At 44.2% G+C, this 16,747-nt stretch carries 15 protein-coding genes and 3 pseudogenes; 10 read left to right on the forward strand and 8 right to left on the reverse strand.

All coding sequences use genetic code 11. The annotated features are described in order from the left end of the window. Together NST09_RS09435 and NST09_RS09440 are read left to right on the forward strand one after the other, a co-directional pair. A complete protein-coding gene (locus NST09_RS09435; RefSeq protein WP_007499199.1) occupies window positions 1-1,101 on the forward strand; it encodes a GerAB/ArcD/ProY family transporter in 1,101 nt (366 codons plus the stop codon). Beyond that, window positions 1,098-2,198, forward strand: coding sequence for a Ger(x)C family spore germination protein (locus tag NST09_RS09440; RefSeq protein ID WP_224563578.1), 1,101 nt, complete (start codon window positions 1,098-1,100; stop codon window positions 2,196-2,198). Before NST09_RS09435 ends, NST09_RS09440 begins: the two co-directional genes overlap by 4 nt. 43 nt (window positions 2,199-2,241) lie before the next feature. Here the strand turns inward: NST09_RS09440 and NST09_RS09445 are convergent, their stop codons facing one another. Then, window positions 2,242-2,472, reverse strand: a complete 231-nt coding sequence (locus NST09_RS09445) for an excisionase family DNA-binding protein (protein ID WP_008346618.1) — start codon at window positions 2,470-2,472, stop codon at window positions 2,242-2,244. Window positions 2,473-2,627: 155 nt separating this feature from the next. Here NST09_RS09445 and NST09_RS09450 point away from each other — a divergent pair, with 155 nt between their 5' ends. The 3 genes from NST09_RS09450 to NST09_RS09460 are packed head-to-tail and all read left to right on the forward strand — an operon-like array spanning window position 2,628 to window position 4,589. Beyond that, window positions 2,628-3,047: a GtrA family protein gene (locus tag NST09_RS09450; RefSeq protein WP_017359505.1), complete on the forward strand. Its 420-nt coding sequence runs from the start codon at window positions 2,628-2,630 to the stop codon at window positions 3,045-3,047. A gap of 4 nt (window positions 3,048-3,051) precedes the next feature. Continuing rightward, window positions 3,052-3,933: a UTP--glucose-1-phosphate uridylyltransferase GalU gene (gene galU, locus NST09_RS09455; protein WP_017359504.1), complete on the forward strand. Its 882-nt coding sequence runs from the start codon at window positions 3,052-3,054 to the stop codon at window positions 3,931-3,933. 53 nt (window positions 3,934-3,986) lie between these two features. After that, window positions 3,987-4,589 carry a DedA family protein gene (locus NST09_RS09460; RefSeq protein WP_007499192.1) on the forward strand — a complete coding sequence of 201 codons (603 nt, stop codon included), beginning with the start codon at window positions 3,987-3,989 and terminating at the stop codon, window positions 4,587-4,589. 39 nt (window positions 4,590-4,628) lie between these two features. Here the strand turns inward: NST09_RS09460 and NST09_RS09465 are convergent, their stop codons facing one another. Then, the gene (locus NST09_RS09465) at window positions 4,629-5,450 is read right to left on the reverse strand and encodes a uroporphyrinogen-III synthase (protein ID WP_035391809.1); all 822 of its coding nucleotides are present in this window, start codon (window positions 5,448-5,450) and stop codon (window positions 4,629-4,631) included. A 148-nt stretch (window positions 5,451-5,598) separates the two neighbouring features. Here NST09_RS09465 and NST09_RS09470 point away from each other — a divergent pair, with 148 nt between their 5' ends. Further along, window positions 5,599-6,219 carry a GPR1/FUN34/YaaH family transporter gene (locus tag NST09_RS09470; RefSeq protein ID WP_007499188.1) on the forward strand — a complete coding sequence of 207 codons (621 nt, stop codon included), beginning with the start codon at window positions 5,599-5,601 and terminating at the stop codon, window positions 6,217-6,219. Window positions 6,220-6,257: 38 nt separating this feature from the next. Here NST09_RS09470 and NST09_RS09475 read toward each other — a convergent pair whose 3' ends face one another. Next, a complete protein-coding gene (locus NST09_RS09475) occupies window positions 6,258-7,277 on the reverse strand; it encodes an LLM class flavin-dependent oxidoreductase (RefSeq protein WP_008346608.1) in 1,020 nt (339 codons plus the stop codon). A gap of 514 nt (window positions 7,278-7,791) precedes the next feature. On the opposite strand from NST09_RS09475, the pseudogene NST09_RS09480 reads away from it, so the two are divergent. Further along, window positions 7,792-9,382 (forward strand): annotated as a pseudogene (locus NST09_RS09480) (hypothetical protein); the annotation flags it as partial. 461 nt (window positions 9,383-9,843) lie between these two features. Here NST09_RS09480 and NST09_RS09485 read toward each other — a convergent pair. Further along, window positions 9,844-10,212 (reverse strand): annotated as a pseudogene (locus NST09_RS09485) (hypothetical protein); the annotation flags it as partial. On the opposite strand from NST09_RS09485, the pseudogene NST09_RS09490 reads away from it, so the two are divergent. From NST09_RS09490 to NST09_RS09500, 3 genes and pseudogenes are all read left to right on the forward strand, one after another. Then, window positions 10,115-10,411, forward strand: a pseudogene (locus NST09_RS09490) (collagen-like protein); the annotation flags it as partial. The pseudogenes NST09_RS09485 and NST09_RS09490 overlap by 98 nt on opposite strands. A 133-nt stretch (window positions 10,412-10,544) precedes the next feature. Further along, the gene (locus NST09_RS09495) at window positions 10,545-10,838 is read left to right on the forward strand and encodes a hypothetical protein (RefSeq protein ID WP_342493544.1); all 294 of its coding nucleotides are present in this window, start codon (window positions 10,545-10,547) and stop codon (window positions 10,836-10,838) included. Continuing rightward, a complete protein-coding gene (locus NST09_RS09500; protein ID WP_342492966.1) occupies window positions 10,819-12,021 on the forward strand; it encodes a collagen-like protein in 1,203 nt (400 codons plus the stop codon). The genes NST09_RS09495 and NST09_RS09500 overlap by 20 nt, the downstream gene beginning before the upstream one ends. A 31-nt stretch (window positions 12,022-12,052) precedes the next feature. Here the strand turns inward: NST09_RS09500 and NST09_RS09505 are convergent, their stop codons facing one another. The 4 genes from NST09_RS09505 to NST09_RS09520 all read right to left on the reverse strand — a co-directional run bounded on the left by NST09_RS09505 (window position 12,053) and on the right by NST09_RS09520 (window position 16,661). Beyond that, the gene (locus tag NST09_RS09505; protein ID WP_008346603.1) at window positions 12,053-12,613 is read right to left on the reverse strand and encodes a CatB-related O-acetyltransferase; all 561 of its coding nucleotides are present in this window, start codon (window positions 12,611-12,613) and stop codon (window positions 12,053-12,055) included. A 64-nt stretch (window positions 12,614-12,677) separates the two neighbouring features. Continuing rightward, window positions 12,678-14,045: an MATE family efflux transporter gene (locus NST09_RS09510; protein WP_017358860.1), complete on the reverse strand. Its 1,368-nt coding sequence runs from the start codon at window positions 14,043-14,045 to the stop codon at window positions 12,678-12,680. A gap of 19 nt (window positions 14,046-14,064) precedes the next feature. Then, a complete protein-coding gene (gene dacB / locus NST09_RS09515) occupies window positions 14,065-15,549 on the reverse strand; it encodes a D-alanyl-D-alanine carboxypeptidase/D-alanyl-D-alanine-endopeptidase (protein WP_008346599.1) in 1,485 nt (494 codons plus the stop codon). Between the two features lie 131 nt (window positions 15,550-15,680). Next, the gene (locus NST09_RS09520; RefSeq protein WP_008346597.1) at window positions 15,681-16,661 is read right to left on the reverse strand and encodes a pectinesterase family protein; all 981 of its coding nucleotides are present in this window, start codon (window positions 16,659-16,661) and stop codon (window positions 15,681-15,683) included. Window positions 16,662-16,747: the final 86 nt, after the last annotated feature.

Genomic DNA, 16,747 nt, shown 5'->3' on the forward strand with positions numbered 1-16,747 from the left:
ATGAGCTCTTCTTCTGTGAAAGAAAAATTTCAAGTATCCCCTTTTTTTGTGTTTTTTCTGATCAATGCCAATCAAGTTGGTGTTGGTATTTTAAATTTCCAGACGAATCTGGTCCGGACGATTAATAATGATGGGTGGATCGCCATTTTAATTGCTGGTGCAAGCGTCAATTTGATGATCTTCCTCATTTACTTTTTGTTTAAAAAAGCACCTACTGACGAATTTAGTGACATTACGCAATCTGTGTTTGGTAAATGGCTTGGACAATTCATCAACATTCTCTACATTTTGTATTTTTCTTCATTATCTTTGATTGTGCTTGTTCATTATATGGATGTAATCCATGTTTGGCTGTTTAAAGAAATTCCCGGTCTTCTATTTGCATCAGTGCTGCTCATCCTCGTCTATTACATTCACACAGGCGGATTTAGAACAATCGCTGGCTGGGCATTCTTTAGCATTGTCCTAACGTACTGGATGACCTTTATCTGCTTTTATGTCATGAAATATAGTCACATCCGCTTTATGTTCCCCATGTTTGATCATTCATTTTCACAACTCATGATGGGGGTCAAAGATGCCTCTTTATCCATGTTTGGTTTTGGAACATTGCTTGTCTATTATCCCTTTATTAAAAAAGCACAAACGTCGCAAAAATTTGCACATATGGGAGTGTTGCTGACTACATGCCTGAATTTGCTTGTATTTCTCGTCTCTATAGCGTACTACTCAAGTGCTCAGCTCGAACTAACGAAATGGCCAACATTGACATTAACCAGCATTGTCAAACTTCCGTTTATCCAGCGCTTTGAATTTATTGAAGTGTCCCTATGGCTTTTGCTTATCGTTCCAAATATCGCCATTCCATTATGGGCAGCCAGTAGAATGGCAAAACAAGTGTTTCACACGAGCCAACGCATGACGTTAATTGTTCTCAGCCTTCTCATTCTCGTCATGTTTTCATTTTTGATCGAGGCCACCTCTTTTGAGACGTTTAATAAATGGGTGGAATATAGCGGATATATCCTCATATATGGATTGACTGGATGTATGATCATTGGGCTGCTGCTGAAAAAAAGGTGGGTGAAAAAACGCGCATGAAACATTATATTCTCGTGTGTCTCATGTTATTGAGCCTTTTCTTAACGAGCTGTGCACAGCCTCGTCTCTTAGATGAATTAAGTATCTCGCAGGCAGCGGGATTTGACTTATTGGATGATGGAGAAATGAAGGGCTTCTTTGTTTTCCCTGTTTTTAAAAGCGAAGAACAAGGCAGTTACCAAATTGTAAGTGCTAAGTCAAATACCATTAGTAATATTCAGTTTCTTGTGTCGGAAAAATCGCCTTTCCCCGTTGTCATGGGACAAGTACTCGTGATTTTAATAAGTGAAAAGCTGGCGAAAGAAGTGGGTATGATTGATTTGATGAATTACATTTATCGTGATCCGATCATTGGGTCCCGTCAAGTATTTGCCATAGTAGGCGGAGAAGTTGAAGATTTGTTGTATACAAAGATGAATCAAACCAACTTAAATATCGGTGTATATCTTTCAGATTTGCTGGCCCAAAACATGCGAAATGGCAATCAACCTGTGACCAATCAGCATATTTTTATGAATCAGATGATGGCAAAAGGCGTGGATGCCTACCTCCCTTACATTAAAAATACAAGCAACTCTATTAAAGTGTCGGGTGTCGCTCTTTTTGATCAAGAAAAAATGGTTGGGCATATTCCAGGGGAAGATACATTTACGTTTAAAGCGATGATTGAAAATCATAAAAATGGGATTTATGAGTTTCGATTTAATGACACAAAGAAAACCCATGTTGTCATTGAAAATATCAAATCACATGTGTCTTATCACATTAAACCAACTGAAAACCTTTCAAAAAAGCCTCATATCACCATTGATATCAAGCTGAAAGGTGAGTTGAAAGAATTTATGAAATCAAAAAAAATCGATACGCCTTCTATCTTGCAGCATGTTGAAAAAGAAGTGGAGAAGCGTGTGGCCCAGCAAGGAAAAGACCTTGTTCAATCCTTTAAAAAGCAAAAAATTGATCCGCTTGGACTTGGTTTGAGATATCGTTCTAAAGATAAAGCCATGACACCGGAGAAATGGCAAAAAATCTACCCTGATACAGATGTCCAAGTGAATTGTCATATGAACATTGTCCAAACGGGTGTCAGCCAATAAAAAAGACTGTATGAAAAGGTTCTCCCTTCTCGTACAGTCTTTTTTAATCTTCATCTTTTACGTCCGGGTCCTCAGGGATTGGTTCATTTAAGATGTCTTGAATGAGCTCTTTATATTGTTCTAGCTGTTTCATATGGGTTTGAAACTGCCCTTGATAAATGAGATACGATTCCCCGTCAAATACGTAACGAATCTTTTTTTGCTGAATTAATTTTTCAACATATGCTTCAGATACTTCTAAGTATTCAGCTGTTTCTCCAATTGTTAAATACATGCATGTGCACCACCGTTCGTTTCATCTTACAAATTATATCACGAGCTGGTGAAAAAACAGATATCGCTTGTTCATGTTTTTTTCATCTTTTCTTCACTGATTCGTCAACTCGCTTTTGTACAGTATTCATACACCCACTCAAACACTAGGAGGTGATGATCCTTCGCATGACAAAGAAAAATATTCGGACCTATGCCGCATTTCTAACTGTAGGCGCTAGCAATACAATGATTGACTTTCTGTTCTTCTTTTTTTTAACTGCTTGCTTTGTTCCCTCTTTTCTTGCACAGTGCCTGTCCTATACCGCAGGAATGCTGAACAGTTATGTTTGGAATCGAAAATGGACGTTCCAAGTGAAAAAGAAAGCTGACAAGTGGGAATGGATCAAGTGGGCCACAGTCAACGGCGCAGCGTGCCTCCTCACCTATGTTGTCTTATATGTCATGCAGCAAGCAGGTTTCTCATTATTCATTAGTAAAGCGATTGGTACCCTTCTTGGCATGATGATCACTTTTACCGGAAGCCGCCTATGGGTGTTTCCATCAGAAAATAAACCATCAGAAATGGAGCGATGATTCAATGAATATCAAAAAAGCCGTTATACCAGCAGCCGGATTAGGCACACGTTTTTTACCCGCAACGAAAGCACAGCCAAAGGAAATGCTGCCGATTATCGACAAACCCGCCATTCAATACATAGTTGAGGAGGCTGTTCAATCAGGCATTGAAGATATACTAATTATCACAGGAAGAAATAAAAAATCGATTGAAGATCACTTTGACCGTTCGATTGAGCTAGAACACACGTTGCTTGAAAAAGGGAAAAATGAACAGTTAGCTGAAATCAAACATATTGCGGATATGGCCAATATTCATTATATTCGTCAAAAGGAGCCCTTAGGTCTTGGACATGCGGTATTATGTGCACGTCATTTTACTGGCAATGATCCTTTTGCGGTCCTTTTAGGTGATGATGTCATGGTGTCAGAAAGACCTGCACTCTCTCAGCTCATGGAAGTCTTTGAAGACAAACAAAGAGAGGTCATTGGCGTCCAGCAAGTGGATCGTCTAGATGTCAGTAAGTATGGTATGATAAGACCAGCTAGAGTAGACGGTCAAGTGTTTGAAGTCACAGACTTAGTGGAAAAGCCAGCTATTCATGAAGCTCCTTCCGATTTAGCCGTGATGGGCAGGTATCTGTTAACACCATCGATTTTTCCTATTCTACAAGGAATTGAGAGAGGTGCCGGGAACGAAATCCAACTGACAGATGCGCTGAAAATCATTGCACATGAATCACCCATTTATGCAAAACAATTAGATGGGATGAGATTTGACGTTGGTGATAAGCTGGGCTCATTTAAGGCAGCGGCTGAAATTGGATTGATGCGTCATGATATGCGGACAGCCATGCTAGCATATATGCAAAGCATACTCATGAGAGAAGCAAAACAAGCATAGGCTCTTATAAGGATGCTTGAAGAAAATTCGTATTTAAAGGCAGAGTGAAATGAATGGGAACCTTGTTTAATGAAATTTTAACCTGGCTGACAAGCCTTGGTTACGCAGGTGTTGCACTTGGACTGATGATTGAAATTATCCCGAGTGAAATTGTACTTGCCTACGGCGGATATATGGTGTCAACAGGAAGCATAGGATTTGTTGGAGCCGTCATCGCTGGGGTTATTGGAGGAACACTTGCCCAGTGCTTTATTTACTGGATCGGCCTTTACGGCGGAAGACCTTTTTTAACAAAGTATGGGAAGTATTTATTCATCCATGAGCATCATATTGCCACGGCAGAACGCTGGTTTGACCGATATGGAACTGGTGTCGTATTTACAGCTCGTTTTATCCCAGTCGTGCGCCACGCGATCTCAATTCCAGCTGGTATTGCAAAGATGCCATTTCTCAAATTTGTTCTTTTGACCGGATTAGCCGCCATCCCTTGGTCCATCCTATTTATTTATCTTGGAATGCAGCTTGGGACAAAATGGGACCACATTCAAAGTGTCGCTCACACGTATACAACACCAATTATGGTCATTGCCATCGTTCTCATCGTACTGTATTTCGTTTTGAAAAAAATTCGCACAAATCGAAAACGGACAATCTAACGAAAACGCCTTTCACTCGTCATGTGAAAGGCGTTTTTTCTATGCGTGCGTCGATTGTTTTTTCATATATTGAGATAATTCCATAATCATTGCACCCATTCTTTCAAGTGAAGGGGCTAGAATGCGGCTTATCCCCTCTTCTTTTAAAGCTTCAGCTGTGACTTTTCCAACAGCTACAGCTAATACATTCTGCTCGAATAGATGTTGCAGTTCTTCTTTTTTGTCCCATTCTTCTGCTAGTTTGAAAAAGGCATGAACCTGAACAGCGGTTGTAAAACAAACGGCATGGACCTTCCCTTCTTTCATTTCTTGAAGCAAAGTGTCCGCCGCCTCTGGTTCAGGGGGCGTGTGCTGATATGGCATGAGCTGCAAAACGTCTGCTCCCTTGTGATGTAAAAAATCAATGAGAGCTGGTGCATTTTCGCCGTGAAGCTGCACCATGACCCGTTTACCTTGAAGTTCTTTGTCTTCTAACTTTGAAATGAGGTCACGAACGGTTCCATCTTCATCAGAAACATCTGGCTGAATGCCGTGTTTTTTTAGAGCCGCAAACGTTTTGTATCCTCTTGAAGCGATATGGGCACTTGATAAAATGTTCATAAAAGCTTCTCCAAGCTGCAGCTCTTCTGCACTTTCAATTAATGTGTCTGTGCCGATACCCGTTGTTAAAATGACCCAGTCAGCTCCCTTCTTTACAAAGGTTTCTATGCCTGGCTTCAATTCCTCTTTGGCTAAAAATACAGTGCCCTGAAGAGAACGAATAACAGCTTGTCCTCCTTGCTTTTCAACAAGTGTACGCATTTCTTCTGTTTTTCTTGTTCCGCATATGGCAATGGTCTTTCCAGCTAAGCCTTTACTCATTCTCATCCCTCTTTTTCTATCACATGTATGATGTATTGTATTAAATATAGATTTATTTGGAAGACGTTGCAAGTGTCTACTAAAAAAGAGCTTGACGTTTCTATCGAATTCGAGTATCTTTTGTAAGTGCAAATTGTAGGAGGTCATTATGGAAAAACAGAATGTTCAAGCAATTCGATTATCAATCGCAGACCCAACACCACTTGGTTTGTTTGGTTTAGCAATGGTGACGCTTGTTGCGTCTTCACAAAAACTAGGAATCACAGATGGCACATCCCTTATTTTACCTTGGGCTATCTTCCTTGGAGGAATCGCGCAGCTGATTGCGTCCATACAAGATTCAAAGCATCATAATATTTTTGGAGCCACTGCCTTCGGCGCATTCGGTCTTTTTTGGATGGGCGTTGGAACCACTTGGCTCATTCAAGCGGGCGTTTTTGGGAAAACGCTTGCGGGAGCTGCGGACCCAAAACAACTAGGTTTTGCTTTTATTGGTTATTTGATTTTCAGCTTATTTATGACGATCGGTGCAATGGAAACACATAAAGTATTGTTTTTGATTTTCGTCTTTATTGATTTCTTATTCATTGGCCTGTCCCTAAGCTCGTTTGGTGTGATGTACGATGTGACTCATACGATGGCTGGTATTGCAGAATTGATTATTTCTCTTCTTTCATTTTATGGTTCTGCAGCTGTTGTGCTGAATACACATTTTGGTCGTACAGTACTGCCAGTTGGACAACCATTTCGCGTGTTTACTAAAGCATAAATAAAAAAGAACTGCTCTTGGCAGTTCTTTTTTTATTCTTATTTTTCTTGTTCCTCTTGAAATATCTCTGCAATGATTTCATAAGAACGCATTCTTTCTTGATGGTCAAACATATCAGAATTAATCATGACTTCATCTGCTTGAGTCGCCTCAATAAAGGCTTCTAACTCTTTTTTCACCTTTTGTTTATCCCCGATCATCGTCGAACTTAATTGTTCGTCCACCATCGCCTTCTCATATGGACTCCATAGCCCATCCATACTTTCAACAGGGGCTTTGAGTTTTCCTGGTGTATTGCGAATGAGGCTCAAGAAGCGCTGATAATGAGACGTCGCCAAATATTCAGCCCGCTCTGTTTGATCAGCAGCAAAAACCGTCACACCAACCATCGCATAAGGTTCTTTTAACACATCTGAAGGTTGAAATGACTGTCTGTATAATTCTAAAGCAGGAATGGTATTTTTAGGGGAGAAATGTGCCGCAAAGGCAAATGGCAGTCCCAGTTCTCCTGCAAGCCTTGCACTAAAACCACTTGAACCAAGAAGCCAAATTGGTATATCCAATCCTTCTCCCGGAACGGCTCTTACATGTTTTTTGACCTGACCAGTCGGTTTGAAATATTGCCGAAGTTCTTCAAGCTGCTCAGGGAAATCCTCCCCATTATGAAGATTACGTCTAAGTGCCCTTGCCGTTAACTGATCTGTTCCTGGTGCCCTGCCAAGACCTAAATCAATTCTCCCTGGATACAAAGTCTCCAGTGTTCCAAATTGTTCTGCAATAACGAGTGAAGAATGGTTTGGAAGCATAATCCCCCCAGAACCAACCCGGATCTTTTCAGTCCCTCCGGCAATATATCCAATTAAGACGGATGTTGCTGAACTCGCAACCCCTTCCATATTATGATGCTCCGCAAGCCAATATCTATGGTAGCCCCACTTCTCAGCTTTTTTTGCTAAATCCATACTATGTTCAAATGACTCTTTGATTGTGCCACCTTCTGTTACAGAGGATAAATTTAACACGGAATATGCTGCACGTTGTAAAACTGATTGACTCATACATGATGCCCCATTTCTTTCAAAAATCATACTAGTTTCATTCTTTCAACACCATAACATAAAACGATTTAACTTTTAAATGATTTGATTCGATGAACTTCGAACTAAAAAATATCATTAAGCTCAATTCCGCTTTTTAAATTTCCACATAGAATAAAATATTAACTTTTAGGAGATGGGGAATTTGTATAACCAGTACGATAACAAATGTCCCTTTTGCGGAAAAAATCATGATTGGCAACCTCATTACAGAAAATCTCGTCACGATAGACCTACATTTGATGATTGCCCTCTTCTTAAACGAGAATGTAAAAAGAAAAAAATTGTTAAACATCACAGCACTTGTGCTAAAGCAAAAGGACGAAAAAAAACAAATAATAAGATTGTAAAAAGAGGTTCTACTGGTGTTACTGGGCCTACCGGAGTTACTGGAGCTACTGGTCCAATCGGTGATACTGGAGCCACTGGAGATACTGGTCCAACCGGTGCGACTGGTGATACCGGGCCTACTGGTGTGACTGGAGTTACTGGTGATACTGGTCCAACCGGTGCTACTGGTGTAACTGGAGCTACTGGCCCTACGGGTGCCACTGGTGCGACTGGTGATACTGGTCCAACCGGTGCGACTGGTGCTACTGGTGTAACTGGTGATACCGGGCCTACCGGTGCGACTGGTGTAACTGGTGATACTGGACCTACGGGTGCCACCGGAGTTACTGGAGCTACTGGAGATACCGGGCCTACTGGAGCTACTGGAGATACCGGGCCTACTGGTGCCACTGGTGTAACTGGTGATACCGGACCTACTGGTCCAACAGGTGCTACTGGAGTTACTGGTGATACTGGCCCTACCGGAGCCACTGGTGTAACTGGTGATACTGGGCCTACCGGAGCCACTGGTGTAACTGGTGATACTGGACCTACGGGTGCCACTGGAGTTACTGGAGATACTGGGCCTACCGGAGCCACTGGTGTAACTGGTGATACTGGACCTACGGGTGCCACTGGTGCCACCGGAGTTACTGGAGCTACTGGAGATACCGGACCTACCGGTGCGACTGGTGTAACTGGTGATACCGGGCCTACTGGTGCGACTGGAGTTACTGGTGATACTGGACCTACGGGTGCCAATGGATCCACTGGAGATACTGGGCCTACCGGTGCGACTGGTGTAACTGGTGATACCGGACCTACTGGTCCAACAGGTGCTACTGGAGTTACTGGCCCTACGGGAGCCACTGGAGTTACTGGCCCTACGGGAGCCACTGGAGTAACTGGAGATACCGGGCCTACTGGTGCGACTGGTGTAACTGGTGATACTGGTCCAACCGGTGCCACCGGAGTTACTGGATCCACTGGAGATACCGGACCTACTGGTGATACCGGGCCTACTGGTGCCACTGGTGTAACTGGTGTAACTGGTGATACTGGTCCAACCGGTGCCACCGGAGTTACTGGAGCTACTGGCCCTACCGGAGCCACTGGTGTAACTGGTGATACTGGCCCTACGGGTGCCACTGGAGTTACTGGAGCTACTGGGCCTACCGGAGCCACTGGTGTAACTGGTGATACTGGCCCTACGGGTGCCTGGTGTAACTGGTGATACCGGACCTACTGGTCCAACAGGTGCTACTGGAGTTACTGGAGCTACTGGGCCTACCGGAGCCACTGGTGTAACTGGTGATACCGGACCTACTGGTGCTACTGGAGTTACTGGCCCTACGGGAGCCACTGGAGTAACTGGAGATACCGGGCCTACCGGTGTAGGATTAACAGGAATTGAAGCGTTTGATCCGGTAGTAAGTCCTACTTACCCGGTAGGGCAAGTAGTGACCTTTAATGGCAGTACGTATGTAGTAAATACTGCACCACCGACAGGTACACCAGATACTTCCCCAGACTACACATTACTGGCTGCAGCAGGATCAACTGGAGATACTGGAGTAACTGGAGATACCGGACCTACCGGTGCGACTGGTGTAACTGGTGATACTGGACCTACCGGAGCCACTGGAGTAACTGGAGATACTGGGCCTACCGGAGCCACTGGTGTAACTGGAGATACCGGACCTACCGGTGCTACTGGTGTAACTGGTGATACCGGGCCTACCGGAGATACGGGTGCAACTGGTGCCACTGGTGTAACTGGTGATACCGGACCTACTGGTCCAACAGGTGCTACTGGAGTTACTGGAGCTACTGGGCCTACCGGAGCCACTGGTGTAACTGGTGATACTGGCCCTACGGGTGCCACTGGTGTAACTGGTGATACCGGACCTACTGGTCCAACAGGTGCTACTGGAGTTACTGGAGCTACTGGGCCTACCGGAGCCACTGGTGTAACTGGTGATACCGGACCTACTGGTGCTACTGGAGTTACTGGCCCTACGGGAGCCACTGGAGTAACTGGAGATACCGGGCCTACCGGTGTAGGATTAACAGGAATTGAAGCGTTTGATCCGGTAGTAAGTCCTACTTACCCGGTAGGGCAAGTAGTGACCTTTAATGGCAGTACGTATGTAGTAAATACTGCACCACCGACAGGTACACCAGATACTTCCCCAGACTACACATTACTGGCTGCAGCAGGATCAACTGGAGATACTGGAGTAACTGGAGATACCGGACCTACCGGTGCGACTGGTGTAACTGGTGATACTGGACCTACCGGAGCCACTGGAGTAACTGGAGATACTGGGCCTACCGGAGCCACTGGTGTAACTGGAGATACCGGACCTACCGGTGCTACTGGTGTAACTGGTGATACCGGGCCTACCGGAGATACGGGTGCAACTGGTGCCACTGGTGTAACTGGTGATACCGGACCTACTGGAGCCACTGGTGATACCGGGCCTACCGGAGATACGGGTGCGACTGGTGCAACTGGTGTAACTGGTGATACCGGACCTACTGGTCCAACCGGTGCGACTGGTGCAACTGGTAATACCGGACCTACAGGTGCCACTGGTGTAACTGGTGATACCGGGCCTACTGGTGCGACTGGAGTTACTGGTGATACTGGGCCAACCGGTGCCACCGGAGTTACTGGATCCACTGGAAATACCGGACCTGGTCCAACCGGTGATACTGGAGATACCGGGCCTACTGGTGCCACTGGTGTAACTGGAGATACCGCCTACTGGTGCCACTGGTGTAACTACTGGAGCCTACTCCACTGGAAATACCGGACCTACTGGTCCAACCGGGTGATACTGGATACTGGTGCCACTGGTGTAACTGGAGATACCGGGCCTACTGGAGCCACTGGTGCTACTGGAGATACCGGGCCACTACTGGTGGGCCACCGGAGCCACTGGTGTAACTGTTACTGGAGCTACTGGTGATACCGGGCCTACTGGTGCCACCTACTGGTCCAACAGTGATACGGGTGCAACTGGAATACCGCCTACCGGTGCGACTGGTGTAACTGGAGATACCGGGCCTACTGGTGCCACTGGTGTAACTGGTGATCCACTGGAAATACCGGACCTACTGGTCCAACCGGTGACCGGAGCCACTGGTGCTACTGGTGGGCCTACTGGTGATACTGGAGCCTGGTGATACCGGGCCTACTGGTGCCACCGGAGTTACTGGAGCTACTGGAGATACCGGGCCTACTGGTGCCACTGGTGTAACTGGTGATACCGGGCCTACCGGGCCTACTGGTGTAACTGGTGATACCGGACCTACCGGGCCTACTGGTGCCACCGGAGTTACTGGAGCTACTGGAGATACCGGTCCTACTGGTGCGACTGGTGTAACTGGAGATACTGGGCCTACCGGTGCGACTGGTGTAACTGGTGATACCGGACCTACAGGTGCCACTGGTGTAACTGGAGATACTGGGCCTACCGGTGCGACTGGTGTAACTGGTGATACCGGACCTACTGGTGATACCGGGCCTACCGGGCCTACTGGTCCAACAGGTGCCACTGGAGGCACCGGTCCAACTGGAGCTACTGGAATCACTGGTGCCACTGGAGGCACCGGTCCAACTGGAGCTACCGGAATCACTGGTGCCACTGGAGGCACCGGTCCAACTGGAGCTACCGGAATCACTGGTGCCACTGGAGGCACCGGTCCAACTGGAGCTACCGGAATCACTGGTGCCACTGGAGGCACCGGTCCAACTGGAGCTACCGGAATCACTGGTGCCACTGGAGGCACCGGTCCAACTGGAGCTACCGGAATCACTGGTGCCACTGGAGGCACCGGTCCAACTGGAGCTACCGGAATCACTGGTGCCACTGGAGGCACCGGTCCAACTGGAGCTACCGGAATCACTGGTGCCACTGGAGGCACCGGAATCACTGGTGCCACTGGAGCTAGCGGTCCAACTGATACGGCACTTTATGCTGGAAATACAACAGGTCCTACAATCATTACTATTGCTGGTGGTACGAACATTGCTTTACCAAGTAATCAAAATATTAATGGATTTACGCCGAATGGTTCAAATGATACATTCACAGTCCAGCAAACAGGTAAATACTATATCACATATCAAGTAAATACCACTACTGCACTTTTAGTGAGCACAAGGCTATGGTTGAATGGATCAACTGCTATTCCAGGTTCAATTCAGTCCTCTGCCGTATCCACAACTTTTATGAGCAATACAGTTATTGTCAATTTAACAGCAGGAAATACAATTTCATTACAATTTTTCGGAGCGGTTGTAACAGCCATTCTAATAGGTGGTGGTGCAACCGGTGCATCGCTTACCATCATTAGACTCAGCTAAGTGAGACGAAGATAAAAAAAGAAAGGCTCTGTCAGCCTTTCTTTTTTCTATCTTCAATTACGCTTATACAATGGTCAATATCAGGAGATTGCAAAAGGTGAAAAATAGACTGTATGAAAGAAAACTCTAAATTCCACCATTCTAATAACTGAAGTTTTTCAATGATATCCGAAGAAAACCGATATTTCATGAGCCGCTGCGGGTTCCCTGCGACAATCGCATATGGAGGCACATCTTTTGTAATCAGACTATTTGCTCCAATGACTGCCCCGTTTCCTATCTGTACTCCTGACATGATTGTTGCTCCATATCCAATCCAAACATCGTGCCCTATACACACATCCCCTTTTGATCGTGGATGTCCTTTAATATGGGCAGCATCTGTGAAAATTTGATTGAAGGGATATGTGGTGACCCAATCTGTTCGGTGTTCACCACCAAGAAAAACTTTTACTTCGTTTGCGATGGAACAAAACTTCCCTACATTCAGCGTTGTTCCTTCTCCCCACGTCAAGACTTGAAAATCTGGTCCGGCATAAGTGAAGTCACCGATATCATACGAACTGAGCTCACTTCTTTGATTTAAAAACATAGAAGATCAGACCCCCTACAAAGTAATCGATCTTCGTATGTATATGCCAGATGATAGGCTCACATTATGATTGGACAAGTGCAACGATCTGCTTTTTCTTCCATACCAGTCGATAATAGCCGTATTGGAGCAATAAGTTTACAAAAAAGGCTGCAGGATATCCTATCCATATTCCTTTGATCCCAAGCGATGTATGGTGTGATAGCACATAAGCCACTGGTACTTCAACAAGCCAAATGGAACAAATACTAAAGATGGTCGGCCATAGAACTGTGCCACTTGCTCTCATTGTGGCTGCAACGATTTGTGCTGTTCCAAAAATGAGATAGCTCCATAGGGTGATCACGACCAAACTATATGCAACATCAATTGTTGCAGGATCTGTTAAAAAGATAGATAAAATTTGTGGTGCGAAAATATAGACGAAAATAATAATCAATCCGCCTATCGCAAAGTTTAGCCCCAGCCCAATTTTAATGACATCTTTCAAACGATTCATGTTTCCTGCGCCAATGAATTGTGCGGCGAAGATAGAAACAGCAATACCAAGGCTCACTGCGGGCATCTGTACATAACTTACGACTTGGTTAACAACGCCATAAGCTGCGGTCGCCTGTGATCCATAATCGTTGACAAAAGAAATGACAGCAATTTCTGATAAAGAAATGAGAATCATATTAATACTAGAAGGGATACTTAACTTTAATAGCGTTTTTAATAAATCCCCTTTCATCAATAGATGCTTTCTAACCGACGCATCAATGCGCAGCGGGTGCTTTGTTTTATAAAGGTAGATATGAAGAATGATAAACGTAACGATTGTAGAAATCACAGAAGAATACGCAGCACCATATAAACCAAATGCCGGTAAACCAAGCCAGCCGAATAATAAGATCGGTAGCAGTAAAATATTTGTTCCTGTACTAATCATTAAGAAATAAAATGGAGTTTTCGAATCTCCTGTTCCTCGTAAAAAAGTTGTATAGACAAAATAAAGAAATAAGATGGGCATGGAGATGAATAGGATTCTGGCATATGCCGCACTTTCCTCCACAATATTTGCAGGTGTCCCCATCAAATGTAAAATATCTGTGGCAAAAAAACCTCCAATGACAGCTAAAGAAAGTCCGATTAAAAAGGTGAACGAAAGCGTTGTACCGATAATTTCCTTTAACCTCTGCTCATTTTTTGCTCCGTATGCTTGTCCAATCAGGATCGAGCTCCCTGATCCAATCCCAATGGAAAAAGAAACAAGTAAAAAGAAAAGTGGAAAGAATGCCGAAATCGCAGCTACTGCATCCTCTCCAATCCATCTACCGACAAGCACAATGGAAACAAGCTGTCCAATTGATTGCAAAATATTGCTTAATAAAAGTGGAATTAGAAAGATCGACATGGTTTTTACTAAAGATTGATTATTATCTAACGTCATGATGGTTCTCCTTCTCTGTCTAAAGATCCTCAGCTAACATGCTGACAATTCGGTCTTCTATCTCTTTTCCTTTTTCGTCATCAACGAGATGATTCAATAAGATGGAAAAAGCAAGCGTTTTTCCACTCTGCGTTTCAATATATCCAGATAGTGTGCTGACCGTTGATAGTGTACCTGTTTTTGCACGCACTTTTTCTAGTGTAGCTGGTTCTTTCAATCTATTTCTTAATGTACCTCCCACCATACGCTCACTTGCCCCAGCTAACGGAAGTGCATGGACATAGGTGTTAAACCATTTTTCCTTTTGAATGTTTGTCAAAAATAACGTGAATTGATTTGCAGAAACAAGGTTAATCGGTGATATGCCTGATCCGTCTCTCAACACAGTCATAGATGCATCTATGCCATAGGCAGGAAGACGTTCATTCAGCACGTCAAGCCCTTTGTCAAAACTCCCTTTGTTCTTTACCCGCTTCCCAAGTTCTTTTAACAGAATTTCTGCATGTGTATTGTTGCTTAATTTCATCATCGGAACAAGAAGATCGGATAAAGGCATTGATGTATGGGAAGCGATTTTTTTCGCTTTTTTAGGAACTTGTTTTGTTTTGAGTGGTCCTTTCAGCTGAATCCCCTCAGCCTTTAATGCTCGTTTCATTAAGTCTAAAGCATACGTTGTCGGTTCCCATAATGCGACCCATTGTTTAGACGAGGATGCTTTTAGCGGAATCGTTCCAGTCAGTGTAATTTTGTTTGTACCGTGAGAGCGTTTAAAAGATATTTTCTTCTTTCCGCCTTCTGGCACAGTTTTCACTTGATTGACAACTTGAGCGACGTCAGTCTTCGGGATCATCTCATAGCTGGCCTTCTGCCCTGCTTTCTTTCCCGGCTTAACTTCGAGAATGATCGTCCCTGCATCATAATCCTCATTCGGTGAAGCAGTAAGAGCAGATATTTGAGCGCCGTAATATTGATCTTCATCACTCCACGGCAGATCGATGGAATACCTTGTGTCATCAAACCAAGTATCATCAGCTGCAAGCTGTCCACGAATCGTATGTATTCCGGCCTTTTTGACTTGTTTGGCTAATGCGGCAAAATCGCTTTCTAACAATGTCGGGTCTCCAGAGCCTCGGAGATAAAGATTGCCGTGCAATGTTTTTTTGTGAATTGAACCATCTATCCAAACGTCTGTTGGAAAAGTGTGTGTTTCACCCAGTAGATCGAGTGCGATAGCAGATGTGAGTAATTTCATATTAGAAGCAGGAGTCAGACGGATGTCCGCTTGATGTTCATAAAGAAGAGAAGTGTCAGAAGTATCGCGTACGCTGATGCCAGCAATTGCGCCCTCTAAATCAGGTGCTGTTCGAATGAATTCGTCTAAAGAAGTGATCCATTTTGATTGATCATCATGAGCTGTTAGTTGTTCATCTTTCACTGAAAAAGGGAGAAATAACATCGACAAAATACATAGTTGTAAAAACATGACCTGTGAGAAACGTTTCACGCAATCCCTCCTTTTTAGAAAAGCAGCCAAATTTAGCAGATTATGTTCATTATACACAAAAGAACGTTTGTTCTCAAAGGTTTTTTAAACAGAAAAGTCAGCTTTCTTTGACGAAAACTGACAAGCCTCTTTTACCTTTTTTCAGGATTCCAGCCATCGCTTCCGCTAAGCACGGCTTGAACGGTGATTTGACTTGCTTCGTTTTTTGTTAATATCGTTGACCACTTCACCCGGTTTGCCACATGACTCCCTGCGCCCGTTGATCCATATTCTTGATATCTAGCCGTTCTTTCGTTGTCTTTGTTCTCCCAGTTATGCCATCCCTCAGCTTTAATATGTTCATCCATTTTTGTTTGGAGGAACGTGACAGCCGAATGAGGTCTCCACGGACGGCCTAAGTACACAGATTGAGACGCAGACGTTCCTTTATTTAACGTGGAATCAATAAAAACGTAGCCATACTTTTGCGCTTCTGTTGTGGATGCCGCTGTAATATATCCATTTCCAAGACTTTTTATTTCAGCTCTTTTAAATACAGCCGTTGCTGAACCAAAGATGAAGTCAACCGTGCCCTCGATATAGCAATCTTCATAATATTGTCTCCCTGTGCCTGTGGCATAAAGTGTATCTTGATAACCGAGAACACGTACGTGTTTAAACACAGCCCGGTCCCCGGATACATAAAGGGCAACCGCCTGCCCTGCGTTTCGGCCAGCTGTATTTTGAAACGTGATATTTTCTGCGTAAAAATGATTTGCCCGAATCATTGTACTAGAGCTATTGGTTGTGCTCCCGCTGCTTGCATTTGTATCATCATACGTCAGAATCGTCTGATACTGATTTTCTCCAATAAAGGACACATACGGCTTATTTTGCGGAAGGAGAATCTTTTCTTTATACACACCATTTTTAATATATATCGTCGTTTGCTGTTGATTGTTCACTGGTATCGCATCAATGGCAGATTGAACCGTTCGAAATGTCCCATTTCCTTTTTGGTCGACAATAAGCACGCGGTTTGTTTGATGGTTGTGTCCAGCTGCTTGCGCATAAGCTGAGTCAAAAAGCAGTAAGGCCAATACCATCATCAGCAGTCGTTTTCCATACTTCATCACACATCTCCCCCTTATATTGTGAACGTTTTCATTGACGTATTCTTTTTGATCCTATTCAGTTATAAAACAAAAAAACACAAAAA

The organism is Bacillus sp. FSL W7-1346, from assembly GCF_038593335.1.
GTDB classification, from domain to species: Bacteria; Bacillota; Bacilli; order Bacillales; family Bacillaceae; genus Bacillus; species Bacillus altitudinis.